The sequence below is a fragment of the Pseudomonas sp. CVAP#3 genome, assembly GCF_018986375.1.
Lineage (GTDB): Bacteria > Pseudomonadota > Gammaproteobacteria > Pseudomonadales > Pseudomonadaceae > Aquipseudomonas > Aquipseudomonas helvetica.
In genome coordinates this window covers 669096-693385 of the sequence record NZ_JAHMSC010000001.1, presented here as the reverse complement: position 1 = coordinate 693385, position 24290 = coordinate 669096, and the positions used below count along the sequence as shown (strand labels likewise).

The 24290-nt window shown below is 61.0% G+C and carries 26 protein-coding genes; 8 read left to right on the top strand and 18 right to left on the bottom strand.

Translation table 11 applies throughout. The annotated features are described in order from the left end of the window. Positions 1 to 92 precede the first annotated feature (92 nt). Together KRR23_RS03170 and hemH are read left to right on the top strand one after the other, a co-directional pair. Positions 93 to 995: a TIGR01777 family oxidoreductase gene (locus KRR23_RS03170; protein ID WP_216741286.1), complete on the top strand. Its 903-nt coding sequence runs from the start codon at positions 93 to 95 to the stop codon at positions 993 to 995. 13 nt (positions 996 to 1008) lie between these two features. Continuing rightward, on the top strand, positions 1009 to 2031 hold the full coding sequence (gene hemH, locus KRR23_RS03165) for a ferrochelatase (protein ID WP_216741285.1): 1023 nt from the start codon (positions 1009 to 1011) through the stop codon (positions 2029 to 2031). Between the two features lie 173 nt (positions 2032 to 2204). On the opposite strand, the gene KRR23_RS03160 is transcribed toward hemH, so the two are convergent. Both KRR23_RS03160 and upp read right to left on the bottom strand, forming a co-directional pair. Beyond that, positions 2205 to 3479 carry a uracil-xanthine permease family protein gene (locus KRR23_RS03160; protein WP_019693616.1) on the bottom strand — a complete coding sequence of 425 codons (1275 nt, stop codon included), beginning with the start codon at positions 3477 to 3479 and terminating at the stop codon, positions 2205 to 2207. A 2-nt stretch (positions 3480 to 3481) separates the two neighbouring features. After that, positions 3482 to 4120 (bottom strand): uracil phosphoribosyltransferase, encoded by a 639-nt coding sequence (gene upp, locus KRR23_RS03155; RefSeq protein ID WP_019693615.1) that lies wholly within the window; start codon positions 4118 to 4120, stop codon positions 3482 to 3484. A gap of 165 nt (positions 4121 to 4285) precedes the next feature. Here upp and KRR23_RS03150 point away from each other — a divergent pair, with 165 nt between their 5' ends. Together KRR23_RS03150 and KRR23_RS03145 are read left to right on the top strand one after the other, a co-directional pair. Then, the gene (locus KRR23_RS03150) at positions 4286 to 4843 is read left to right on the top strand and encodes a hypoxanthine-guanine phosphoribosyltransferase (protein ID WP_123582808.1); all 558 of its coding nucleotides are present in this window, start codon (positions 4286 to 4288) and stop codon (positions 4841 to 4843) included. Positions 4844 to 4846: 3 nt separating this feature from the next. Continuing rightward, positions 4847 to 5320 carry a WbuC family cupin fold metalloprotein gene (locus tag KRR23_RS03145; RefSeq protein ID WP_216741284.1) on the top strand — a complete coding sequence of 158 codons (474 nt, stop codon included), beginning with the start codon at positions 4847 to 4849 and terminating at the stop codon, positions 5318 to 5320. Between the two features lie 215 nt (positions 5321 to 5535). Here the strand turns inward: KRR23_RS03145 and KRR23_RS03140 are convergent, their stop codons facing one another. The 13 genes from KRR23_RS03140 to KRR23_RS03080 form a co-directional block, all read right to left on the bottom strand. After that, complete coding sequence (locus KRR23_RS03140; protein WP_216741283.1) at positions 5536 to 7125, bottom strand: aldehyde dehydrogenase (NADP(+)); 1590 nt, start codon at positions 7123 to 7125, stop codon at positions 5536 to 5538. A gap of 56 nt (positions 7126 to 7181) precedes the next feature. Next, the gene (locus KRR23_RS03135) at positions 7182 to 8099 is read right to left on the bottom strand and encodes a dihydrodipicolinate synthase family protein (RefSeq protein ID WP_216741282.1); all 918 of its coding nucleotides are present in this window, start codon (positions 8097 to 8099) and stop codon (positions 7182 to 7184) included. A gap of 96 nt (positions 8100 to 8195) precedes the next feature. Continuing rightward, positions 8196 to 9233 carry a proline racemase family protein gene (locus KRR23_RS03130; protein WP_216741281.1) on the bottom strand — a complete coding sequence of 346 codons (1038 nt, stop codon included), beginning with the start codon at positions 9231 to 9233 and terminating at the stop codon, positions 8196 to 8198. 27 nt (positions 9234 to 9260) lie between these two features. Further along, positions 9261 to 9983, bottom strand: a complete 723-nt coding sequence (locus KRR23_RS03125) for an amino acid ABC transporter ATP-binding protein (RefSeq protein ID WP_103318455.1) — start codon at positions 9981 to 9983, stop codon at positions 9261 to 9263. Beyond that, positions 9976 to 10626, bottom strand: coding sequence for an amino acid ABC transporter permease (locus KRR23_RS03120; protein WP_123424966.1), 651 nt, complete (start codon positions 10624 to 10626; stop codon positions 9976 to 9978). Before KRR23_RS03120 ends, KRR23_RS03125 begins: the two co-directional genes overlap by 8 nt. A gap of 9 nt (positions 10627 to 10635) precedes the next feature. Next, entirely contained in the window at positions 10636 to 11301 is a 666-nt protein-coding gene (locus KRR23_RS03115; RefSeq protein WP_216741280.1) for an amino acid ABC transporter permease, read from the bottom strand. Positions 11302 to 11518: 217 nt separating this feature from the next. Beyond that, positions 11519 to 12337, bottom strand: coding sequence for a transporter substrate-binding domain-containing protein (locus tag KRR23_RS03110; RefSeq protein ID WP_216741279.1), 819 nt, complete (start codon positions 12335 to 12337; stop codon positions 11519 to 11521). A 281-nt stretch (positions 12338 to 12618) separates the two neighbouring features. After that, positions 12619 to 13347 (bottom strand): AraC family transcriptional regulator, encoded by a 729-nt coding sequence (locus KRR23_RS03105; RefSeq protein WP_253911911.1) that lies wholly within the window; start codon positions 13345 to 13347, stop codon positions 12619 to 12621. 46 nt (positions 13348 to 13393) lie between these two features. Further along, complete coding sequence (locus tag KRR23_RS03100) at positions 13394 to 14662, bottom strand: FAD/NAD(P)-binding oxidoreductase (protein WP_216741277.1); 1269 nt, start codon at positions 14660 to 14662, stop codon at positions 13394 to 13396. Beyond that, complete coding sequence (locus tag KRR23_RS03095) at positions 14659 to 14895, bottom strand: (2Fe-2S)-binding protein (protein ID WP_216741276.1); 237 nt, start codon at positions 14893 to 14895, stop codon at positions 14659 to 14661. Before KRR23_RS03095 ends, KRR23_RS03100 begins: the two co-directional genes overlap by 4 nt. Further along, complete coding sequence (locus KRR23_RS03090; protein ID WP_216741275.1) at positions 14892 to 16007, bottom strand: FAD-binding oxidoreductase; 1116 nt, start codon at positions 16005 to 16007, stop codon at positions 14892 to 14894. Before KRR23_RS03090 ends, KRR23_RS03095 begins: the two co-directional genes overlap by 4 nt. Continuing rightward, positions 16004 to 16939: a 4-hydroxyproline epimerase gene (locus KRR23_RS03085; RefSeq protein WP_216741274.1), complete on the bottom strand. Its 936-nt coding sequence runs from the start codon at positions 16937 to 16939 to the stop codon at positions 16004 to 16006. The genes KRR23_RS03090 and KRR23_RS03085 overlap by 4 nt, the downstream gene beginning before the upstream one ends. A gap of 106 nt (positions 16940 to 17045) precedes the next feature. Next, on the bottom strand, positions 17046 to 17726 hold the full coding sequence (locus KRR23_RS03080; RefSeq protein ID WP_216741273.1) for a GntR family transcriptional regulator: 681 nt from the start codon (positions 17724 to 17726) through the stop codon (positions 17046 to 17048). A gap of 178 nt (positions 17727 to 17904) precedes the next feature. On the opposite strand from KRR23_RS03080, the gene KRR23_RS03075 reads away from it, so the two are divergent. Next, the gene (locus KRR23_RS03075) at positions 17905 to 18192 is read left to right on the top strand and encodes a PA4642 family protein (protein ID WP_123582797.1); all 288 of its coding nucleotides are present in this window, start codon (positions 17905 to 17907) and stop codon (positions 18190 to 18192) included. Positions 18193 to 18365: 173 nt separating this feature from the next. On the opposite strand, the gene mqo is transcribed toward KRR23_RS03075, so the two are convergent. Then, complete coding sequence (gene mqo / locus KRR23_RS03070) at positions 18366 to 19874, bottom strand: malate dehydrogenase (quinone) (protein WP_216741272.1); 1509 nt, start codon at positions 19872 to 19874, stop codon at positions 18366 to 18368. 977 nt (positions 19875 to 20851) lie between these two features. Here mqo and KRR23_RS03065 point away from each other — a divergent pair. Next, the gene (locus KRR23_RS03065; RefSeq protein ID WP_123424977.1) at positions 20852 to 21436 is read left to right on the top strand and encodes a YajG family lipoprotein; all 585 of its coding nucleotides are present in this window, start codon (positions 20852 to 20854) and stop codon (positions 21434 to 21436) included. Between the two features lie 620 nt (positions 21437 to 22056). On the opposite strand, the gene KRR23_RS03060 is transcribed toward KRR23_RS03065, so the two are convergent. Beyond that, entirely contained in the window at positions 22057 to 22263 is a 207-nt protein-coding gene (locus KRR23_RS03060) for a hypothetical protein (protein WP_216741271.1), read from the bottom strand. 182 nt (positions 22264 to 22445) lie between these two features. Here KRR23_RS03060 and KRR23_RS03055 point away from each other — a divergent pair, with 182 nt between their 5' ends. Beyond that, complete coding sequence (locus tag KRR23_RS03055; protein ID WP_216741270.1) at positions 22446 to 22733, top strand: hypothetical protein; 288 nt, start codon at positions 22446 to 22448, stop codon at positions 22731 to 22733. A 60-nt stretch (positions 22734 to 22793) separates the two neighbouring features. On the opposite strand, the gene KRR23_RS03050 is transcribed toward KRR23_RS03055, so the two are convergent. Beyond that, positions 22794 to 23960, bottom strand: coding sequence for a 1-acyl-sn-glycerol-3-phosphate acyltransferase (locus KRR23_RS03050; RefSeq protein WP_216741269.1), 1167 nt, complete (start codon positions 23958 to 23960; stop codon positions 22794 to 22796). Between the two features lie 140 nt (positions 23961 to 24100). Here KRR23_RS03050 and KRR23_RS03045 point away from each other — a divergent pair, with 140 nt between their 5' ends. Then, on the top strand, positions 24101 to 24283 hold the full coding sequence (locus KRR23_RS03045; RefSeq protein ID WP_123424980.1) for a CPXCG motif-containing cysteine-rich protein: 183 nt from the start codon (positions 24101 to 24103) through the stop codon (positions 24281 to 24283). The last annotated feature ends 7 nt before the right edge of the window (positions 24284 to 24290 follow it).

Sequence of the window (24290 nt, the reverse complement as noted above, 5' to 3'; positions counted from 1 at the left end):
ATTGTTAAACACAGAACCTGCCTGATCCGAAACATCCCTGCTTATAAAAATAGACTAGTGATCAGGGTAAAACGCCACGCGAGGAAGATGTCATGCACATATTGCTGACCGGCGGTACTGGTTTGATAGGACGTCAACTCTGCCGACACTGGTTGAGCCAAGGCCATAGCCTGACGGTGTGGAGTCGCAGGCCTGAACAAGTCGCCAAATTGTGTGGTGCCCAGGTACGTGGCGTCAGGCGTCTGGAAGACATTGGCCAACGCCCGGTGGATGCGGTAATCAATCTTGCGGGTGCGCCGATTGCTGATCGCTTGTGGACTCATCGACGCAAGGCGCTGCTCTGGAACAGTCGAATCAGGCTTACCGAAACCCTGTTGGCCTGGCTTGAAAGCCTCGAGCAGAAACCGCAGTTGTTGATTTCGGGCTCCGCAGTTGGCTGGTACGGCGATGGCGGTGAGCGTGAGTTGACCGAGAAATCGCCGCCGGTCAGCGAAGACTTCGCCAGCCAGTTGTGCATTGCCTGGGAGGAGACCGCACAGCGCGCCGAGACGTTGGGGATTCGGGTAGTGCTGGTGCGTACCGGGTTGGTGCTGTCGGCGGAGGGCGGCTTTTTGTCGCGGCTGTTATTGCCGTTCAAATTGGGGCTGGGCGGGCCGATCGGCAATGGTCGGCAGTGGATGCCGTGGATTCACATCGATGATCAAATCGCCCTGATTGATTTTCTTCTGCATCAGAAAGACGCCAGCGGTCCTTATAATGCGTGTGCGCCAAAACCGGTGCGCAATAGCGAGTTTGCCAAGACCCTCGCCAGCGTTTTGCATCGACCGGCGTTCATGCCGATGCCGTCATTTGTGCTGAAGGTCGGTCTTGGCGAGTTGTCACTGTTGCTGCTGGGTGGTCAGCGGGCGACACCGGCGCGCCTGCTGGCAGCGGGTTTCACATTCCGCTTCACTGATTTGCGTGCGGCCCTGGACGACGTGTCCAGCCGCCTCTGAAATAGGACGTTGCATGACCGATCACGCGTTGCTCCTGGTCAATTTGGGTTCCCCCGCTTCCACACAGGTGGCGGATGTGCGCAGCTACCTCAATCAATTTCTGATGGACCCTTATGTCATTGACCTGCCATGGCCGGTGCGACGTTTGCTGGTCTCGCTGATTCTGATCAAGCGTCCTGAGCAATCGGCTCACGCCTATGCTTCGATCTGGTGGGATGAAGGTTCGCCGCTGGTGGTGCTCAGTCGCCGTTTGCAGCAAGCGATGACCGCGCAGTGGACCCAGGGGCCGGTCGAGTTGGCCATGCGTTACGGCGAGCCGTCGATTGAGTCAGTGTTGACCCGCGTGGCTGCTCAAGGGATCAAAAAAATCACCCTCGCACCGCTTTATCCACAGTTCGCCGACAGCACCGTGACCACGGTGATTGAAGAGGCCAAGCGGGTGGTGCGCGAGAAGAAACTGGATGTGCAGTTCTCGATTCTCCAGCCGTTCTACGATCAGCCGGAATACCTCGACGCGCTGGTTGCCAGCGCCAGGCCGTACCTGGAGCAGGATTACGATCATCTGCTGCTGAGCTTCCATGGATTGCCGGAGCGGCACCTGAAGAAACTCAACCCGGGCCATAGCTTTGAGGGCGACGGTGATTGCTGTGCCGGTGCGCCGCCGGAAGTGGTCGCGACCTGCTATCGCGGTCAGTGCCTGCGTACCGCCGCAGCATTTGCCGAGCGCATGGGCTTGCCGGACGGCAAATGGTCGGTGTCGTTCCAGTCACGGCTGGGCCGCGCCAAATGGATCGAACCCTACACCGAAGCGCGTCTTGACGCGTTGGCCAAGCAGGGGGTGAAGAAGATTCTGGTGATGTGCCCGGCGTTTGTGGCCGACTGCATCGAAACCCTGGAAGAGATCGGTGACCGTGGGCTCGAGCAGTTCCGCGAGGCGGGCGGTGAGGAGTTGGTGCTGGTGCCGTGTCTCAACGATGACCCGCAGTGGGCGCAGGCGTTGAACACCTTGTGCGAAAGAGCGCCGCTGGCGTTGTAGGCGAACGGTAATGTGGCGAGGGCGCTTGCTCCCGCTGGGTCGCGAAGCGACCCTAAAACCTGCAACCGCATATCCTCAGACATATCGCGTTTGCCGAATTTACGACTGCTCCGCCCGAGCGCGGACCGGCCGGCGGGAGCAAGCTCCCTCGCCACAGGGGACTGTCTAAGCCGTTAAAGCAGCGGCTCATCCGCCTTCTTGTGCTTCCAGCTGTCATTGCCCGGCAGAATCAGGTTCAGCGCGATCGCCACGACAGCGCACAGCGCAATGCCCTTGAGGCCGAAGTCCTGCGCGCCGGTACCGGTGCCGACCAGCATGCCGCCAATCCCGAACACCAGCGTGACCGAGACAATCACCAGGTTGCGCGCTTCTGCCAAATCGATCTTGTGGCGGATCATGGTGTTCATGCCCACCGCAGCAATCGACCCGAACAACAGGCAAAGAATCCCGCCCATGACGGGTACCGGAATGCTTTGCAGCAGCGCACCGAACTTGCCGATAAACGCCAGGCTGATAGCAAAGATCGCCGCCCAGGTCATGATTTTCGGGTTGTAGTTCTTGGTCAGCATCACCGCGCCCGTCACTTCGGCGTACGTGGTGTTAGGTGGGCCACCGAGCAGGCCGGCGGCGGTGGTTGCGATACCGTCGCCAAACAGCGTGCGATGCAGACCGGGCTTCTTCAGGTAATCGCGCCCGGTCACGCTGCCGACCGCGATCACGCCGCCGATATGCTCGATGGCCGGGGCCAGCGCCACCGGGACGATGAACAGAATCGCCTGCCAGTTGAATTCCGGAGCGGTGAAGTGCGGCAACGCAAACCACGGCGCGGCAGCGATCTTCGCGGTGTCGACGACACCGAAGAAGAACGCCATGCCAAACCCGACCAGTACGCCGGAGATGATCGGCACCAGGCGGAAGATGCCTTTGCCGAACACCGCCACGATCAGCGTCGTCAGCAGCGCTGGCATGGAGATCATCATGGCGGTCTGGTAATGAATCAGCTCGGAGCCGTCACCGGCCTTGCCCATCGCCATGTTCGCGGCAATCGGCGCCATCGCCAGGCCGATCGAAATGATCACCGGGCCAATCACTACCGGTGGCAACAAACGGTCGATGAAACCGGTGCCCTTGATCTTCACGGCCACACCGAGAAAGGTATAAACGAAACCGGCCGCCATCACTCCGCCCATGGTCGCCGCGAGGCCGAACTGGCCCTTGGCGAGAATGATCGGGGTGATGAAGGCAAAACTCGACGCCAGGAACACCGGCACTTGCCGCCCGGTGACCACCTGGAACAGCAGAGTCCCGAGGCCCGCCGTGAACAGCGCGACATTCGGGTCGAGGCCGGTAATCAGCGGCATCAACACCAACGCGCCAAACGCCACGAACAGCATCTGCGCGCCAGACAGCACCGTGCGCCAGAGCGGGTCGTTGAACTCATCCCGCATGCTCACGCGTCCTTCTGCTTGGTGCCGAAGATCTTGTCGCCGGCATCGCCCAGACCCGGGATGATGTAGCCGTGCTCGTTCAGTTTTTGATCAATGGACGCGGTGTAGATGGTCACGTCCGGGTGAGCCTTCTCTACCGCGGCGATGCCTTCAGGAGCGGCCACCAGGACCATCGCGCGGATGTCCTTGCAACCGGCCTTTTTCAGCAGGTCGATGGTGGCGACCATCGAGCCGCCGGTGGCGAGCATCGGGTCGATGATCATTGCCAGGCGTTCGTCGATTTCCGGAACCAGTTTTTCCAGATAGGTGTGCGCTTCGAGGGTTTCCTCGTTGCGGGCCACGCCCACGGCGCTGACTTTGGCGCCCGGGATCAGGCTGAGCACGCCTTCCAGCATGCCGATGCCGGCGCGCAGGATCGGCACCACGGTAATTTTCTTGCCGGCGATCTTCTCGACCGAAACAGTGCCGCACCAGCCTTCGATATCGTAGGTTTCAAGGGGCAGGTCTTTGGTCGCCTCGTAGGTCAGCAGGGCACCGACTTCCTGAGCGAGCTCGCGGAAATTCTTCGTGCTAATGTCGGCGCGGCGCATAAGGCCAAGTTTGTGTCGGATCAGCGGATGGCGGATCTCACGGATGGGCATGGGGAAAGGCTCCGGCGGCGGGCAAAAAAACCGGCCTAGATTAATCTATCCGAGGGTGTTGTCCTATAGACATACTGTACGTTAGTCCAGAAACGCTTGATCTGACCCGGCTGGATGCGTACCTTTGCTCGCTTTTCCGAATCCGCCACCCCCTTGGAGAGCACCATGTCCGCTGATCTCGAGCATATCCGTCAAATCATGCGAGAGGCTGACTGCCTGTACACCGAAGCTGAAGTCGAGGCGGCCATCGCCCGCGTTGGTGCGCAAATCAACGATCAGTTGGCTGAAAGCAACCCGGTGGTGTTCTGTGTGATGAACGGCGGCCTGATTTTCTCCGGCAAACTGCTGACCCATCTGAACTTCCCGCTGGAAGCGTCCTACCTGCACGCTACTCGCTATCGCAACGAAACCAGCGGCGGCGACCTGTTCTGGAAGGCCAAGCCAGAAGTCTCGTTCATCGACCGTGACGTGCTGATCATCGACGACATCCTCGACGAAGGTCACACCCTGGGCGCGATCATCGACTTCTGCAAACATGCTGGCGCCCGCGCTGTACACACCGCCGTACTGATCGATAAAGACCACGACCGCAAGGCGCGCCCGGACCTGAAAGCCGATTTCGTCGGCCTGCCGTGCATCGACCGCTACATCTTCGGTTACGGCATGGACTACAAAGGCTACTGGCGCAACGCCGCCGGGATCTACGCCGTCAAAGGAATGTAAGACATGGCCGCACCGAGCTTTCTTGATCAAGCACTGTTTACCGAGCTGGCCGAGAAAGCTGCGGCCAATCCTCGTGGCCGGCAGCATCACAACTTCCATCAGATGGAAGAACCCTGCCACCGCATTGCGATAGGGTTGCAACCGTCGACCTACATTCCGCCACATCGGCATTTGAGCGGCGACAAGGCTGAAACCCTGCTGGTCCTCAAGGGCCAAATCGGTGTGCTGGTTTTCGACGAAGCAGGTCATGTCACGAGCAAGCGGACCTTGCAGGCTGGTGGCGAGACGGTGGGTGTCGACCTGCCAGCAAAGATCTACCACAGTCTGGTCGTGCTGGAAGCAGACAGCGTGATATTCGAATGCAAGGCAGGCCCTTATCGCCCGGTGGGCGAGGGTGAACATGCGCATTGGGCACCCCGCGAAGGCGAGCCTGGCGTTGCCGAGTATCAGGCCTGGATGCGCGCGCAGTTCGACTGACGAAAAACGCGGACCTGTGGCGAGGGAGCTTGCTCCCGCTGGATCGCGAAGCGGTCCCAAATAGGCGACTGCGTTTTATCAGGTAGAACGCATCAGCCGGTTTTACGACTGCTTCGCCCGAGCGCGGACCGGCCGGCGGGAGCAAGCTCCCTCGCCACAGGATTTTTGTCCACTTCAGAGGCCTTGTGAACGACTGGTATCGAGGCAGACCAGGTCTATTCGTCACCCCACCCCTCGCGGGTATACACCCCGTCGACCAGACGCAAAATCCCCAGCGGATTGGCGTTCTTCAGGGCGTCCGGCAGTAACCTGTCCGGACAGTTCTGATAGCACACCGGTCGCAGGAACCGCTCGATTGCCAGGCTGCCGACCGAGGTGCCGCGAGCGTCCGACGTCGCGGGATATGGTCCGCCGTGGACCATTGCATCGCACACCTCGACACCGGTCGGATAACCGTTGAGCAGCAGGCGCCCGGCTTTCTGTTCGAGGATCGGTATCAGCTGCGCGCACAGCGCAAGGTCTTGCGGATCGGCGATCAGCGTGGCGGTCAGTTGCCCGTGCAAGGCCTGCAGCGCCAACCTGAGTTCTCGCTCATCGGCCACCTCCAGCACGATGCTGGCCGGACCGAACACTTCCTCTTGCAGCACTTCATCCCCTTCAAGCAACAAGCTGACGTCAGCCTTGAACAACTGCGGCTGCACCTGATTGCCTGGCGCAAGGTTGCCGCTCAAACGCGTCACCCGTGGATGCTCCAGCAAGCGTTGCACACCGCCTTCATAGCTACGCCGGGTACCGCTGTTGAGCAGGGTCTGTGGCGGTTTTTCGTTGATTTGCGCGGTGAGTTGTTCGATGAAAGCGCTGAACACCGCCGAACGCAGGCCGATGATCAACCCCGGATTGGTACAGAACTGGCCGCCCCCCAGCACGATCGAGGCGCTCAACTCACTGGCGATGCTTGCACTGCGGGCTGCCAGGGCGGCGGGTAGCAGCAACACCGGGTTGATGCTCGACATCTCGGCGAACACCGGTATCGGTTGCGGCCGTGCAGCGGCCATGTCGCACAGCGCCCGGCCACCTTTGAGCGAGCCGGTGAACCCCACCGCCTGGATCGCCGGGTGTTTGACCAGTGCCTCACCGACGCCCGCGCCATAAATCATGTTGAACACGCCCTCGGGCATACCGCTGCGCTGCGCCGCGCGAATGATCGCTGCCGCCACCAGCTCGGCGGTTGCCATATGCCCGCTGTGGGCCTTGAACACCACCGGGCAACCGGCGGCCAGGGCGGCGGCGGTGTCGCCGCCGGCGGTGGAAAACGCCAGTGGAAAGTTACTCGCACCGAATACCGCCACCGGGCCCAGGCCAATGCGCCATTGGCGCAGATCGGGCCGCGGCAAGGGTTGGCGCTCAGGCAGGGCGCGGTCGATACGCGCACCGAGGAAGTCGCCTTGACGCAGCACTCGGGCGAACAGCCGCAACTGGCCGCTGGTTCGCGCCCGTTCGCCTTGAATCCGCGCAGCGGGCAGGGCCGTCTCGCGGCAGACGATGGCGATGAAGTCATCGCCCAGGGCGTCAATTTCTTCGGCGATGGACTCGAGAAAACCGGCGCGCACCGTGGCTGGCAGGTTGCGATAAATCGGGTAGGCCCTGGCTGCGAAGTGTGCGGCGTTGTCGATTTCCTCTGCGCTGGCCTGGCTGAAGCCATAGGGCAGCGGTTCACCACTGTGGGCGTCGACGCTGTGCAGGACCTGATCACCTGCGGCGCTACGGTCGAAGCCGATAAAGTTGTGGCCGATAATGGCTGACATAAAAAATGCTCGGCATGGCCGCGCTCGATGCCGAGCGCGGCAGTGGGGAAGGGCGGTTACAGACCGACGTCCGGCAAGCTCGGGCGGTTGGCGAGCGCAGCCTTGACCAGCGCCTCGACCTCGCTGCGCTCGTGGTCAAGTAGACCCAGGCGGGGCGGACGGGTCAGCGCCGTGCCGCGGCCCATCAGTTCTTCACAGAGCTTGATGCACTGCACCAGGTCCGGGCGGGCATCGAGGTGCAGTAGTGGCATGAACCATTCGTAGATCGGCATGGCCTCTTTGAAGCGGCCATCGCGGGCCAGGCGGAACAGCGTCTCGCCTTCTTTCGGGAAGGCATTGGACATCCCGGACACCCAGCCCACCGCGCCAACTGCGATGCTTTCGAGCACCACGTCATCGAGCCCGGCGAACAGCACAAAGCGGTCGCCGACTTCATTGCGCACATCGATAAAGCGCCGGGTATCGCCCGAGGAATCCTTGAAGCAGACGACGTTGTCGCAGTCGGCCAGGGAGATCAGGATGTCCGGGGTGACATCGTTTTTGTAGATCGGCGGGTTGTTGTAGACCATCACCGGCAGGTCGATGCTGGCGGCAACGCTGCGAAAATGCGCGGCGGTCTCGAAGGGTTTCGAGGAGTAGACCAGCGCTGGCATCAGCATGATGCCGTCGGCGCCCACGCGCTGGATTTCCTTGGCGACCTTGCTGGCGTTGGCGCTGGTGAATTCGGCGACACCGGAGATCACCGGCACCCGACCTGCTGCGGCGTCCCTGGCAACTTCCACCAGGCTGATTTTTTCTTCGGTGCTCAGCGAGGTGTTCTCGCCGACAGTGCCGCAGATCACCAGCCCCGACACGCCGTCACGCACCAGCCCGCTGATGACCTTGTGCGTGCCTTCATAGTCGATGGAAAAGTCCGGGTTGAACTGGGTAGTGACCGCAGGGAAAACGCCGCTCCAGTTAACGTGCTTGCTCATGTTGCCTCCGATGATGACTTTTTAGTATTTCGTATACGTTTAAATTGAGCACTGAATGTGCCATGGGGTTCAAAGGGTTTTGCCAGGTACGATGTTTCAAATAGCCAGGTCGACGGGCCAGGTGTCGGACAGTCGATAACCGCCCGGCCAAGGATCGCTTGGGTCGAGCAGATGCTGATGGGTGCCGGTGATCCAGGCGCGCCCGGACAGGCACGGGATAATGGCCGGACGGCCGGCAATTTCGCTGGTGCTGTCGATCCGGCAACGAAACTCGGAACCGATGATCGAGCGCCCGATGAACACTTCACCCACTGCCAGTTGGCCTTTGGCGTGCAGCACCGCCATGCGCGCCGAGCAACCGGTGCCGCAGGGCGAGCGATCGATCTTGCCGGGGCGGATCACTACCGCATTGGCGGCACTGGCCACACCGTTGGTGCGGTCGAGCGGCGCGGCGATTTGGCAGAACGAAATATGCTCCCAGTCCGGGTTCAGCGGGTGCACGAAACCCAATTGTTCATTGGCCGCTTGAGTAATCTTCAGACCGTTGGCGACCAGGTCCGCGGCTTCATCGGCGGTCAGCGAGAAGCCCAGGCGCTGGGCATCGACGATCACAAAGCTGTCGCCGCCATAGGCGGTATCGACCTGCAGCGAGCCGAGGCCTTCGACTTCGATCCAGGCATTGAGCTTGTCGGCAAACGACACCACGTTCCGCACCTCGACCCGCTCGGCCTTGCCGTTGCGACAGTGGGCGGTCACCTCAATCAAGCCGCCGGGCGCTTCGAGCACCAGCCGGGTCAGCGGTTCGGTCATCGGTAAAATGCCGCTGTCGAGCAGTACCGTGGCTACGCACAGCGAGTTGGAGCCGGACATCGGCGGTGTGTCCGCCGGTTCCATGATGATCCACGCCATGTCGGCCCGCGGGTCCTTGGCCGGCACCAGCAGATTGACGTGACGAAAGACTCCGCCGCGCGGCTCGTTAAGGACGAAATTGCGCAGGGTCTGGTCCTCGGCAATCCAGCGCGACTGCTCCCACAGGGTCGCGCCGGGCGGTGGTGCGACACCGCCGACGATAACGTCACCGACTTCACCTTCGGCGTGGCAACTCACCACATGAATGATCTTGCTCGAACGCATGACTGTCTCCTGAGGCCTGACTGTGGGTTACAACACCGACTTCAGGAAGTCGGCGGTTTCCGCGCGTTGCGGCTGGCCGATCACCTGGTCCGGTGAACCGATTTCGTGGATCTTGCCGTCACGAAAGAACGCCACCCGATCCGACACATCCCGGGCGAAGCGGATTTCGTGGGTCACCAGGACCATGGTCATGCCTTCCTCGGCGAGCAGGCGCATGGTGTCCAGCACTTCGCCGACCAGTTGCGGGTCGAGGGCCGAAGTAGCTTCGTCGAACAGCATGTAGTCCGGCGACATGGCCAGCGCCCGGGCAATCGCCATGCGCTGTTGCTGACCGCCGGAGAGCTTGCTCGGAAACACCTTGAGCTTGTCGCCGAGGCCCACGTGGGTCAGTTGCCGCACGGCGATTTCTTCAGCTTCCTGACGGCTTTTGCCGAGCACCTTGCGCGGGGCGAGCATCACGTTCTCCATCACCGTGAGGTGGGGGAAGGCGTTCCATTGCTGGAAGACGATGCCGATTTTCTGCCGCAACTTGTTCAGGTCGGTACCGCTGGCATGCACCGGCGTGCCGTCGACGCGAATCTGTCCGCCCTGAATGGCTTCCAGGCCGTTGATGCACATCAGCAAGGTCGACTTGCCCGAGCCCGAACCGCCGATGATCGACAGCACTTCACCCTTGTTCACGGTCAGGTCGACACCCTTGACGACTTCCAGGTTGCCGAAGGATTTACGAACGTTCTCGATCTCAATCATTTTCCTGCCACCTCTGTTCGAGCCGCGCACCCAGACGAGCGATCACCAGGCTCATGACGTAGTAGATAAGGCCGGCCAGGGCCAGGACGAACAACGGTTCCTGGAGCCGGGTGACGATGGTTTGCGAAGCGCGCAGCAGTTCGACGATGCCGATCCAGAGCACCAGAGAGGTGTCTTTCATGACCGCCAGTGTCAGGTTGATCCAGCCCGGAAACGCCACCCGCGTGGCCATCGGCAGGACAATGTGCAGCAAGTCCTGGCGGTGACTCAGGCCCAGCGAACGGGCGGCTCGCCGCGTGCTCAACGGCACCGAGAGCACGCCGCCGCGGACGATTTCTGCGCAGTAGGCGGTGGAGTAGGCGCCGAGAATCACGCAGGCCACGGTGAACGCGCTCCAGTTCAGGCCGACGATCGACTTGAACGAGTTGAGCAACACAAACTGGATCAGCAACGGCACGCTGCGAAACACGTCCAGCACCCAGGCCAGCGGCAGGCTCAAACGCGGCAACAAGGCCCGAACCAGGCCACAGGCGACACCCAGCAACGTGCCGATCAACATCGCCCAGAACGTCAGCAGCAGCGTGGTGCCGGCACCTTGCAGCAGGTAGAGGAAGTCGCCCGAGGTAAAACTTGAGGTGTACATGCAGACCTCCTAGTACCGGAACAAACGCCAGGCCAGCAGGCGGGCGATCAACACCACCAGCTTGGCCAGGACGAAGTAGAGAACGGCGGCGATGGCGAAGAACTCGAAGGTGCGAAAGGTCTTCACGTTCAGTGCCTGGGTCACGCCGGTCAGGTCGCTGGTCAGGCCGACCACCACGCCCAGAGAAGTCATCAGCAAGGCCCAGACCATTTGATTGGTCAGCGGGTAAAACACCACCCGCAGCAATTGCGGCAGGACCACCAGCCGATAAGCCTTCGGCGCGCTCATGCCCAGCGAACGGGCCGCGCGCAATTGGGTTTCCGGCACGGCGTTGAGGCCGCCGCGAAAGGTCTCCGCCAGGTAGCCGGCGTTGTTGAAGGTAATGCCGATCAACAACGCCAGCCATGAGCCCATGTGAATACCAAAGGCACCGAGGCCGAAGTACAGGATGTACACCTGAAACAGTGCCGGGGTGTTACGTGCAATCGACACCCAGCTGGCGGCAATCGCCCGGAACAGGCGCTTGTCGGACTGCTGGCCGAGGGCGAGGAACATCGCGATCAGGGTGCCGGCCAGCATCGACAGCACCGCGATTTCCAGAGTGATCCGCGCGCCGTCGAGCATTTCCGGCAACGCCTGGAAGGCGGCGCGCCAATGGAAGGTGTAGTCGAACATCAAAGGAGTTCCTTGGTTTTCAACTGGTTTGGGGCCTGTGGGGGCCGGGCTTGTCCTGAATATCTGTCAGCTAAACGCAAAACCTGTGGCGAGGGAGCTTGCTCCCGCTGGGGCGCGGAGCGGCCCTGAAAATGGGACTGCTACGCAGTCCAGCGGGAGCAAGCTCCCTCGCCACAGTCACATTCAGGGCAACCCCATCCCCTCGGCTATGTAGCCCTTAGCGATACACACCGCTGGCCGTCAGCTGTGGCGCGGTGCCGCCGACCCATTGCGCGAACAACTCCTGATACCGTCCGGAGCGCACCTGATGGTTGACGAACAGGTTGAGGTAGTTGATCAGGCCGAACTCATTGCGCTTGGCACCCAGCGACACGTAGTCGATGTCATACGGTGCGGTGCCGGCGACGCTGAGGTTTTTGTACTTGCCGGACTTGATCAGTGACGAGGCGACCGTCGAGGTCACGGTCGTCGCGTCGATCTGCCCCTGGCTCAGGGCAAGCACCGCGTCGGCCAGCGACTGGTAGGCATGGAAAGCGCCCTTGGCGTTGGCCCATTTCTTCACGTCGTTTTCCAGTGCGATGGCTTCGAACGTGCCGGCCGGGCCGCCCACCGAATGACCCTTGAGGTCATCGTAGGATTTGATTCCGGCGTCGCTGCGGGTCAGCACCACCATCTGGAAGGCGAAGTAGGGAATGGTCATGCCCACGGTCTTGGCCCGCTCCAGGGTGTCGGAGGTGGAGGCAACGATCACGTCTGCGCGACCGGAAACCAGTGCCGGGATTCGGTCCGGGAACGGCGTCTCGACAATCTCGGCTTTGACCCCGAGGGTTTTTGCCAGGTCATTGCAGTAGTCGACATCGAAGCCGGCCGGGGTGTTCTTCTCATCGCGAAAACCCATCGGCGGGAAGTCCAGGGTGACCGCACAACGCAAGCTGCCGGACTCGATGATGTCGTCGAGTTTGTCGGCCTGGGCCTGGGCGATGAACGCGCTGCTCAGCAGGGCGGTAATGAAGACGGCGGATGCAGGATTTTTCATAAGGGGCCTCGTTGTCGGATGGTGTCGAGCATTGGGCAGTTCTTATCAAATGTGTATTTAGAATTTCGTATACGATATTTGATATGCACTGGATATGCCAAAAAACCGCAAGCCACATCGGGTTAAACCTTCGACGGCCTGCAAGGCCCGAAACAGACGCCAGCAGCCGGCGATGCAGATTTCGGCCAGGGACATACGCGGCGAAGACGAACGCCTCGACGATGGGTGTCGTGTCACAAAAGGGAGCAGGGTTTGGCGGGGTGCGCAGTAACGGGTAACAGTCAGCGATGGTTATCGCGGTACTGCGAAGGGGACACGCCGGTGAGCGCCTTGAACTGGCGGCTGAAGGCGCTGTGGTCGGTGTAGCCGCAGCGCAGGGCGATCTCGGTGATCGGCAGTTCGCCCGACAGCAGCTGCGTGGCCGCGCCCAGGCGTGCCTTGTGAATCATCTGCCGTGGCGTCAGCTGGAAGATCCGTTTGCACAGGCGCTCCAGTTGCGCCACGGAAAACCCGCTGAGGGCCGTGAGCTCACCGAGCGCGATGTGTTGCGCGTAGTGCTCGCGGATATGCCCGTCGACCGCCGCGAGTTTTTCGTAAGCTGGATGACTGGACTGGGGCGCGAGCAGATCGTATGAAATCCCCGCCATGCCGATAATGCGGCCCTGTGTGTCGCGCAGTGCCAGTTTGTGGGTCAGGCACCAGCCAGGTTCGCGTCCGGGATAAAGGTGCAATTCCAGTTGATCGCTCAACGGGCTGCCGTCACTCAGAACCCGCCGGTCCTGCTCGGTGTAATGCGGGCCGAAGTGCGAGGGGAACACCTGCTCAGCCGTTTTGCCGAGAAGCGCGTTGGGCTCATTGGCGCCACAGCGCTGGGCCAGGGTCTGATTGATCAGCACGTAGCGGGCGGCGGTGTCCTTGATGAAGAACACCACGCCGGGCATGGCATCGAGCAGCGGAGTGATCAATTGCAAACTGCCCAATAGCTCGGGCAGATCGCGGGGGCAGGGCAGTGGCAAGGGGAACGTCATCTGGTGGCGGCCCGCAGGGAACAGGGCCTTACTCTACGGTGACGGACGCGCCATTGGGAAGCTCGGCAAGCTGCAACAGCGTGTCGATGCGCGTTGGGGAAAACGGCGGGCGTGGTGCCGGTTGTGGCCAGTCGAACAGGTAGCGGGTCGCCGCGCCACACACTCGCCCCTGGCAGGCGCCCATGCCGCAGCGGGTGTGCAGTTTGGCCTGGTTCCAGCCGGTGCAGGCCTTGAGCGCGGACAGCGCCACGTCTTCACAACGGCAGATCAGCGTGTCGGGCGTTGCCAGCTGTTTGAGTTCATCACGCAAGGCAAAGCTGCGCCGTAACTGATCGGCGAAACCTTGCCAGCGTTGCCGTTGCGGCCAGAGTGCGCGGGCTTGCTGTACTTCACCGATGGCCATCAATCCGGCGATGGCACCTTCAACCAATGCCAGCTCACTGCCGCCGAAACCAGTGCATTCGCCCGCAGCGTAGTGTCCGTTCAGGTTAGTGAGCTGGCTCGCGTCGACGGCGATCGCGTCGTCCTTCAATTCGCAGCCCAGCGCTTGGGCCAATTGGGTATTGGGGATCAGGCCGAAGCCGCAGGCCAGTCGCTCGCAGGGGATGTCGACGATCCGGCCCTGGCGGTTCAGGCGAACGCCTTGCAGGTGACTGTCGCCATAGGCTTCGAGGACATGACTGTCGCAGCGGTAGTGACGATCAAACAGTTGAACCGCTTGCAGGCCTTTGGCCGGCCATTTGTGCAGTTGCAAGATGAACCCGGCGACCGCACTCAGTGGCGCCTGTTCGGCAATCTGCAAAACCTGAGCGCCAGCCTTTTTCGCGGTAGCGGCGCTGGCCAGCAGCAGCGGGCCACTACCGGCAATCACCAGTCGCTCGCCGGCCACCGGCATGCCGCCCTTGATCAGCGCTTGCAACCCGCCAGCGCCGGTGACGCCGGGCAAGGTCCAGCCAGGAAACGGCAGCAACAGTTCACGGGCACCGGTGCACAGAATCAGCTGCTCGTATTCGATGATCCAGCCGTGCTCAGGGTCTTCCAGCAATAGTTTTTTGGAGCCGGCCAACGCGACCACGCGTGTCGAATTGAACACCTGCACGTTACTTGCCGCTGCCAGTTTCTGGCGATGAGCCTGGGCATTGGCCGGCAAGTGTGCGTTAACGCCATCACGCCAGATTTGCCCGCCGGGTGCGGGGTTGTCATCGATGATGGCGATGCGTGCGCCGCTCGGTGCGGCGGCCAACGCTGCCGCCATGCCTGCCGGCCCTGCGCCGATAATCAGCAGTTCGACGTTCATGGCCGGGTCTCCACGCGCATGCCTGTGCGGCAGCTGGTCTGGCAGGCGAGGCGGCGCTGACCGTCGATGTTCACCCGACACTCCTGGCAAATCCCCATGCCGCAAAAAGGTGCCCGGCGCTGACCGCTGACCGAGGTTCGGCTGCAGCCGTCGCCTGCCAGATAGAGCAGCGCCGCAACCGTTGTACCGGCGTCGACCGCTACGCTGCGGCCGTCGAGACTCACTTCAATCATGCGCGTAACCCTTGTGCAGTGGTCAGGAAACGCCCCGGCAGGTAAGGCGTCGGGTCGATGGCCGGAGTGGTTTTACACAGCTGCGCGGCCAATAGCTGTGCGCTGCCGGGGGCGGTGGTCACGCCCAATCCTTCATGCCCGGCCGCCAGCCACAAACCCGCTTGCTGTGGGTGTTCACCGAGCAGCGGCAAGCCATCGGGCGTGGCCGCGCGCAGGCCGGTCCAGCTGCGGATAGCGTTCATCCCGGCCAGTTCCGGCAAATAGTCGATCGCCCGGCGCAGCATGCGCGCCAACACGGCCGGTTCGACGCTCAAGTCGGTGGTGTCGAACTGACGCGATGAGCCGAGAAAGATTTGCCCGGTCGGACGTGGCTGGGCATTGAAGGCCACCGAGGTGCCTTCGCTGGCGTGAGCACTGGTGACATAGCCCAATTCGACCAACTGATGATGAATCTTGCCGGGGTAACGGTCGGTGATCAGCAGATGACCCTTTTTCGGGCGAATCGGCAGGTCGGGGCACAGTTCGGTGGCGTGAATACCGTTGGCCAGCACCACCGCTTCGGCGCGCAACTGCTCGCCGGAGCTCAAGCGCAGTTGATTGCCGTCGACCTGCGTGACCTCCACCGTGCGCCGCGTGATCCGCCCAGCGCTCCGACTGAGCAGCCAGTGCGCGGCGTTTGGCGCATAGAGAATGCCGTCGCCGCTGACCTTCAACGCGCCACTCAGGCCGGGACGGAGCATTGGCTCGGCTTCGTAAAGTGCGCGCGGGTCGAGCATTTCGCAGTCGATGCCGCGAGCCTTGAGCGTCTGGCGTTTGTGCTCGGCGCCGGCCATTTCCTCGTCATTGGCGGCCAGCCACAGCGTGCCGCAATTGCGGTAGGCGCAATCGGGGTCAAGACGCGGCACCCATTGCCGCCAGAGCTCGATGGAGTATTGGCTCAGCGCCAGTTCCGCCGGGTTGTCATCCATCGCCACCAGATGGCCCATTCCGACTGCCGTGGCACCGCCGCGCTGGCTGTCGAGCACCAGCACGTCGAGCCCGCGTTGCGCCAGCTCAAAGGCACAGGCACTGCCGACAATGCCCGCGCCGATGACAATGACGTCGGCATTCATGAACCGATGCCCCACACGAACGGGTCGTCTTCCTCCAGCAGCAAGTGGCCCTCGCCACTGATGTGGGCGCGACCGCGAATAGTCGGAATGATGCGCTGCTCGTCGAGCCGCTCGTAGCTGGCTTCAAACTGGCTGCCAATCACACTGGCCTGGCGCCAGATTTCACCGGGCTGCAATTTGCCGTCGGCTGCCAGGCACGCCAGCTTGGCGCTGGTGCCAGTGCCGCAAGGCGAGCGGTCGTAGGCTTTGCCGGGACAGAGGACAAAGTTGCGGCTGTCGGCCACCGGGTCGTCGGCAAACAGCTCGATGTGATCGATTTCGCCGCCGTCCTCGCCGCGAATGCCCTGGTTCTCCAGCGCTTCGCGGACCGCCCAGGTGTAGGCGGTCAGGGCTTCGAGGTTGTCGCTGGCGATGCGTTGGCCGTGGTCGGCGATCAGGAAAAACCAGTTGCCGCCCCAGGCGATGTCACCGCTGACCGCGCCGTAACCCGGCAGCGTCAGTTGCACGGCCTTGCGGTAGCGATAGGCCGGGACGTTGCGCACGCTGACCGAGCGATCCGCGTGCAACGTCGCCTCGACCGTGCCGACCGGGGTTTCGATCCGGTGCACGCCAGGCTCGATGCGTTTGAGATACGCCAGCGAAGCCACCAGGCCAATCGTGCCATGACCGCACATGCCGAGGTAACCGCTGTTGTTGAAGAAAATAACCCCGGCACAGGCGCCGGGATCCTGCGGCTCGCAGAGCAGGGCGCCGACCAGCACATCGCTGCCGCGCGGTTCAAGCACCGTGGCGGTGCGCCAGTGGTCGTGCTCTTCGGCGAGGCGGCGCTTGCGTTCGGCCATGGAGCCGCTGCCCAGTTCCGGGAAGCCGGCGATGACCAGGCGTGTCGGTTCACCGCCAGTGTGAGAGTCGAGGACGTGAATACGTTTCATGAAGGGCGCCACCTTGCACAGGAAATGTCTGTGCAAGACTGGCGTTTGAGGCGCGGGATGGCTTGAGGGTTTTAACCGTTACCGATGACGAAATCGGCACACCCGATCAGATCCGCGCGGGGGCATTGGGCAGGTGTTCATAGAGCGTGCGGCACACGCCAATGATGTGCTGCTCGATCAGTTCGGCGGCTTTGTCGGCGTCACCGGCCCGGCACGCGGCGATAATGTCACGGTGCTCGTGGTCCGCACGGTCCTTGCCTTCGGAAAAGCTCATCTGCATGCGCAGGTAGCGTTCGACCTTGTCGTGAATCGAGCGAATCAGGTTGAGCAGGAACGGCCGCTGCGCCGGCTCGTAGAGGCAAGCGTGCAGCGCCCAGTTCAACTCGGCCCAGCGCCCGATGTTGTTTTCGTCGAGGAACTCGGCACAGATGCTTTCGGCGCGGGCGAACGTGGCTTCGGTCATGTTCGGCACGGCCAGGCGAATCGCCTGGACCTCCAGCAGCACCCGGACTTCAAAGATCTGCGCCAGCTCGGGCTCGGAAATCTTCGTCACCACCGCGCCCTTGTTGCGCTGAAACTGCACCAGGCCTTCCGCCTCAAGGCGTTTGAGCGCCTCGCGCACGGGGATCTTGCTGACGTTGAACAAGCGGGCGATGTCGTCCTGACGGATCGGTTCGTCTTCGGCAAAGTGACCGCCGATGATGGCCTCGCGCAGATGCTTGACGATGACTTCCGACGCTGAAGGCACAATCCCCAGATTGGGGGCATTGAAGCTGGGTAGAGGCACGTGAATGAATCCCGGCAGGCGTGATGGCGAATATTGTATACGAGCGCGTCAGCGCACCAAGCGCTTTTCCGCCAGGCGCATTGTCCGGGCGCACACATTGAGTGCTGGTCGTTGAGGCTTGGGGCGGGGCGGGGGTAAACTGCCCGCCCCGTGAGATGTCTGCGAGCTGGAGTCGGCAATGCGTAAAGATAAGAAACAGGTGATTGGTGACGAGATCGGCGATGCGCAGATCAAATTGTTCCTCGATTTTGAACCGGTCGACGCGACATCACCGTCCCTGCACAAACTGATCAAGGCCTACCGTGGCCTGCGTATCGACGATTTCGAGCGTTTCCTGGCGTTCTTCGTCGAGGCCGGTTACGACCTGGACGGCAAGGACGAGCACGGCAAGGACTTCGTTGCCCTGATCCAGGATCAGCGTAATGCCGCCGACTACATCGAGTTGATCAACAAGGCTCGCGGCTGACCTGTACCTGTAGGAGCGGGGGGGCGCCTAGCTCTTGCCGGCGATGGCGATCTCAAGGACGCAATCGCCGGCAAGAGCTGGGCGCCCCCCGCTCCTACAGGTGGTGATAACAAAAACGCCCCGCTCTCAACGAGAACGGGGCGTTTTCTTTTTTGGGGGAAGGGGTGCGAGCATCAAGCGAAGCTTGGGGTCTCGCTGCTTTCTTCAACCAGTTCCAGCGCGATGTTGTTCTGCGCATTGATCTTGCGATACAGCGCAGCATCGGTTTCCAGGACTTTTTCCCGGGCCGGGAAGATTTCGGCCAGCTTGGCCGCCCATTCACCCTTGGCTTTGCTCGGGAAGCATTTCTCGATCAGCTCAAGCATGATCGACACCGTGACCGACGCGCCAGGCGAGGCACCGAGCAGCGCGGCAAGCGATCCGTCCTTGGCGGCGACCAGTTCGGTACCGAACTGCAGGATGCCGCCTTTCTTCGGGTCTTTCTTGATGATCTGCACGCGCTGGCCAGCGACTTCCAGACGCCAGTCTTCGGCCTTGGCTTGAGGGTAGAAGCGGCGCAGCGATTCCAGGCGTTGTTCCATCGATTGCATCACTTCGCTGACCAGGTACTTGGTCAGGTCCATGTTGTTTTTCGCCACGGCCAGCATCGGGCCGATGTTGCCGGCGCGAACCGACATCGGCAGGTCCATGAACGAACCGTGCTTGAGGAACTTGGTGGTGAAGCCGGCGTAAGGTCCGAACAGCAGGGACTTCTGGCCATCGACCACGCGGGTGTCCAGGTGCGGCACCGACATCGGTGGCGAACCTACCGCTGCCTGGCTGTAGACCTTGGCCTGGTGGTGTTTGACCACTTCCGGGTTGTCGCAACGCAGCCATTGGCCGCTGATCGGGAAACCGCCGAAACCTTTGCTTTCTTCGATGCCCGACGCCTGCAACAACGGCAATGCCGCACCGCCAGCGCCGAGGAAAACGAATTTGGCGTCGACGTCACGGCTGTTGCCGCTGTTGACGTCCTTGATGCTGACGGTCCAGCCGTTGCCGTTGCGCTTGAGACCGGTCACGCGCTTGCAGTACTTGACCTGGGCATCGGGTGCGCTGGTCAGGTGCTTGAGCAGTTGATTGGTCAGGGCGCCGAAGTTGACGTCGGTGCCGTTCATTACGCGGGTCGCGGCGATGACTTCGTCGGCCGGACGACCAGGCATCATCAATGGCATCCATTCGGCCATTTTTGCCTTGTCTTCGGTGTACTCCATCTCGGAGAAGGCGTGGTGCTTGCTCAGCACCTTGAAACGTTCCTTGAGGAACGAAACGCCTGCGTCACCTTGCACGAAGCTCAGGTGCGGGACCGGGCTGATGAAGGATTTCGACGAGCCGAAGGTGCCTTTTCGGGTCAGGTAGGACCAGAACTGCTTCGACACCTCGAACTGGGTGTTGATGTGCACGGCTTTCTTGATGTCGACGCTGCCGTCAGCGGCCTGTGGCGTGTAGTTCAGCTCACATAGCCCGGCGTGACCGGTACCGGCGTTGTTCCACGGGTTGGAACTCTCCGCGGCACCGGAATCCATCAGCTCGACGACTTCCAGCTTGATCGCGGGGTCGAGCTCTTTGAGCAATACAGCAAGGGTGGCACTCATGATGCCGGCCCCAACCAGTACTACGTCGACTGCTTCGTTATGCGCCATTTAACGCGTCTCCAAAATCTGCAGCACCAAATTGTCGGCATAGCTGCCAGGCGTGACGGGGCATGCTCTGTAGAGCCCCGGGTCACCCATGGCCAGGATCGCCATGTCCGAATCTTCGCAATTTTTTGCAACTTCGACAGACGCTACCTACCGGGCTCAGGGTTCCTATGAACTCACTTCAGCGCGCGGGAGGCAATTCGACTTATGGTCGATACGTCCGTTTGTGCAACCAAATCCGTAGTGGACAGGCTTCAGGCTCCAGTTCTTGAGGAGTACTCGGTCCTGTGTCGTTGGGCTGTTGTAGACGCTAATGGTGCATATTCAGACGCAAAACTATTCATTTGCTCGCCACACTCTTGTGAAGTTGTGAAAACCCGTTTTTTTCACGCTCTTTTGAAGACGTGAACCTCAAAAAAGGGCTGTCCCAGCCTGGCACCGTGTCCGCATGGATTGCCGCCATGGGATACAGGGCAGGCAAAACGGGCAAACAGCTCAGTGACCGAGCGTAACGACAGCTCTGGCAGATTCGCGAAAAGTGGTGGTTTGCAGGATAAACAGCAAGCTCGCCAGCTTCACTCGATCTGTGTGGGCGGCTCTCTGTGGGCGGTGCGGGGGTTGTCAATACAAGCGCATTGACGATGCTGCGAGGCCCGATCAGGAGACGTCCTTATAATCGGGGGGAGATTGTAGCGAAGAAACGCAGGGAAATGGTCGTGTTTAATGACTTTTATTAGCCGTTCGGTCAGATGGACTACATTTGTGGCGTGGAGCGAATAGTGACCAAAGAAATTGCACGGCAATGCCATCAACGTGAGACGGCCTTGAAGTTAGCAGTGTGGCATGACACTGGCGTTACGCAGCACCCTAGACAAGTGACATTGCGCATCTCTGCAGCAAGTGTTCAGGGTTGCTGGTTCGAAGGCGCTGCCCCCCGCTATACTGCGGGTCTGTCTGTATTTGTATCTGGAGAGTAGCGCATGTTGCAACGCCTGTTGTTCGGTTTGATCACTGTGACCAGCTTGACCCTGGTTGGCTGCGCCAACAGCCCGCAACAACTAGCCCCGGAGCCGAAACTGACGACTCAGTTGGCGCCGGTCGGGCATGGTCAGCCGGTGGTGGTGAGGGTGGTCGATGGTCGACCGTCGCCAACCTTGGGCACCCGTGGTGGCCTGTACCCTGAAACCAGCGCAATCACGGTGCAAGGTGCGCAAATCCTGCCGAAGTTGCAGGCCCAGGCCGAGGCGGCTGTGCGTTTGTTGGGTTTCACTCCAACACCTAATGCTTACAACGCGCCGCAGTTGACGGTGACGCTGGCGGAATTGACGTATCAGTCGCCTAAAGAAGGTATGTATGTGACTGAAGCGACTATTGGCGCGGCTTTCCGCTCTGATGTGCAGAATGCCAACCGTCGTTACAGTGGCCGTTATGCGGCGTCGCTGAATCAGCGTTTTGGTATGGCGCCGAATCAGGAAACCAACACCAAGCTGGTGAGTGATGTGTTGAGTGATGCGTTGACCCGGTTGTTCAAGGATCCGACGGTGGGTCAGGTGCTTGGCGAATAACGGTTCGCGGTATTCAAGAAGCCCGGTGTCAGTGATGGCACCGGGTTTTTTTGTGTCTGCCGGTTTTTTGGGGGGGAGGCTTTCTGTAGGAGCCGAGCTTGCTCGCGAAGGCGGCCTGACAGCCGACCCATCTCTCGCGGGTGTACATCAATCCATTGTGGGAGCCGGGCTTGCCCGCGATGGCGGCCGGACAGCCGACCAATCTCTTGCAGGTGTACATATCCATTCCTGCGGTGATGGCCGCTTAGGGTTTCGCCCTTACGGCGCCTCACTTTTCCAAACGACGAAAAGTAAGCAAAAGTCTTCGCCCCAAGCGTACGGCTCGTCGCTAAAGCTCCTAGTTCCCTCACTCCGGTGTCCATCAGGGGGCATCGCCTACGGTCTGCTGCGCGACGACCTCCTCTCGATGTGTCCGGCTGCGCCGTACGGCGCTGCGCGCCCACCCCCTGATGAACACCTGCGCTCGGCCTTCCGATGGGGCGGGCAGGTCAAGGTCAACAGCGGCAGGCGAGCTAACGCTCGGCCTGTTGAGTGGTGGGGAGCGTCACTGGTGATCTTTGTAGGAGCTACCGCAGGCTGCGATCTTTTGATCTTGGCTTTTTGACGGGGTGCCGCGGCTTCTAGGCCGCTTCCACATAAAAATCCAGCATGCTCACGCCGGTCAGCAGGTCGGTTTCCGGCAGGTCGGCGTGTGGGTGGCCGCCCAGGGCGCAGTAGACGAGCCAGTGGCGATCCTGGACGTTGAAGGCGAGGCTGCCGACGAGGTTTTGTTGTTCGTCGCTGGGGGTGATCAGGTAGAGGCGATCCTGGATTTCTGCGTGCAGCATGACAGGCTCCGTGTCGGTTTCGAGGGGCGACAGACTGGCTTGTTAAGGTGACGTTCAGGTGACAGTGCGCATTAATCAGTAAATTACCGGTCACTGGAGTGCAAAGCGCGGGGCGTAAAAAGCGTCTGGCCACTTGCCGCTGTTTTCAGGCCACAAGTGCTGTTTTTTACGTGAGGGGCATGATGTCGCTGCATATGAGCTGGTCTGCTGTCAGCGCTCATCCCGGGAGCCTGATGAATCTTTTTGCGTTGTTGATCGCCTTGCCCGGTGCCTGGCTGTTGCACGTGACCCGTCGCCGCGAGCGGCTGGCGCTGAAGAACCTGGAGGCACAAAGCGCGGTACGGACGATCGATGAACCGCTGCTGTTTCTCGACATCGCGACGCTGCGTCTGAACCGGTTTTGCTACCGTTTCGGCTTTGCCTGCCTGGCCTTGGCGCTACTGCTGTCGTGGATCAGCCGGCATTTTTGAGATTTGCATCGCACATGAAAACGGCGCCCCGAGGCGCCGTTTTTGTATTCAGCCGAAACCTTACAGCGGCAAACCCGCTTTGACCCGGTACTGATTGCGCACCGGTGTTGCGTATTGCAGCACCAGGAACGGCCGGTGTTCCTCGGGGCAGGCATCGAGACGGCTTTGCCACTCTTGCTGGGCCTTGGCCAGTTCCTCGGCCGGGAACAGTGTGGCTGCGCTCGGCACCTGTAGTTGCGGGTCGGCGTTGCTCCATTGGGCGTACGCCAGGTAGTGCACCGGGAACAACCGATAACCGCCGAGGATCTGCCGGTCCATCTCGATTGCCAGTTGCTTGGTGTCTTCGAACAGTTCGCTGATCGGTGCCGCGAAGTTCACGTGGACCCGGCCTTTGTAGCCGGTGATGCCTTTGGCGATGCTCGCATCGTCCTCGCCGGGCGCCTTGGTGTAGCTGCCGGTGGTGGCGCGGATGTACAGCTCGCGGGCCTTGGCCTGATCGCACGGGTCGTACTCGTAGCTGATCGACACTGGCGTCAGGTTCAGCGACTTGATGACCTCGCCAAACGGCTCGTCCTTGCGGCTCATGTGGAACATCTTGAGGATCGCCGACTCGGTACGGTCGTCACCGTCCTTGGCGCGGCCTTCGGCCTGGGCGATCCAGATCGACTGGCAGTCATTGAGGATCGAGTGATTGATATAGGCCGAGAGCAACTGATACGCCGCCATCTTCTCGCGCCGACCGCTGATGGAGCGGTGCACGATAAAGCTCTTGTTCAAGCGCATCAGATCGCTGACGAAGGGCTTTTGCAGCAGGTTGTCACCAATTGCGATACGCGGCGTCGGCAGGCCGGCGTGGTAGATCGCGTAGTTGACGAAGGCCGGGTCCATCACGATGTCGCGATGGTTGGCCAGAAACAGATAAGCGATGCCGGATTTGAATTGTTCGACCCCGGTGTAGGTCACGCCGTCGGTGGCCCGCTCGATGGTGTGGTCGACATAAAACTCGACCTTGTCCTGCAAGGTTGCAACCGATGAGATGCCGGCAAACTCACGGCGCAGCCGATAAGCTATAAGTGGTTTGAGCATCCAGCCAAAAGCACCGGCAAAACGCGGGAAGCGGAAGTGGGTGAGGATATCTAGAAACGCCTTGTCGCCCAGCAACCGTGCCAGCACCGCTGGGACTTCGCTGTCGTCGTAAGGTCGGATGGCATCGAATTCGCCCATCATGCTCTCTTGTTAGAAACGGCTAGGGTAAGTAATGGATTAGATCGATTACGGCAGGAGTACAGTCTGAAAAATACGCTCAAACAAAAATGGCCCTGCAAATAGACCGGCGATTATACGCACAAGTCACTTGGGAGACCGCGATGCTGGAAACCGAGCGCTACGAATGTCCTTATTGTGGTGAAGAGTCAGAGGCAGTTCTGGATTTGTCGGGAGGGGATCAGACGTATATCGAGGATTGCCCCGTGTGTTGTCGGCCGATCAAATTTACTCTGCAGACCGATGGTCATGAATGGATGCTCGAAGTTCACAGCGAAAACGAGTGAAGGGTGG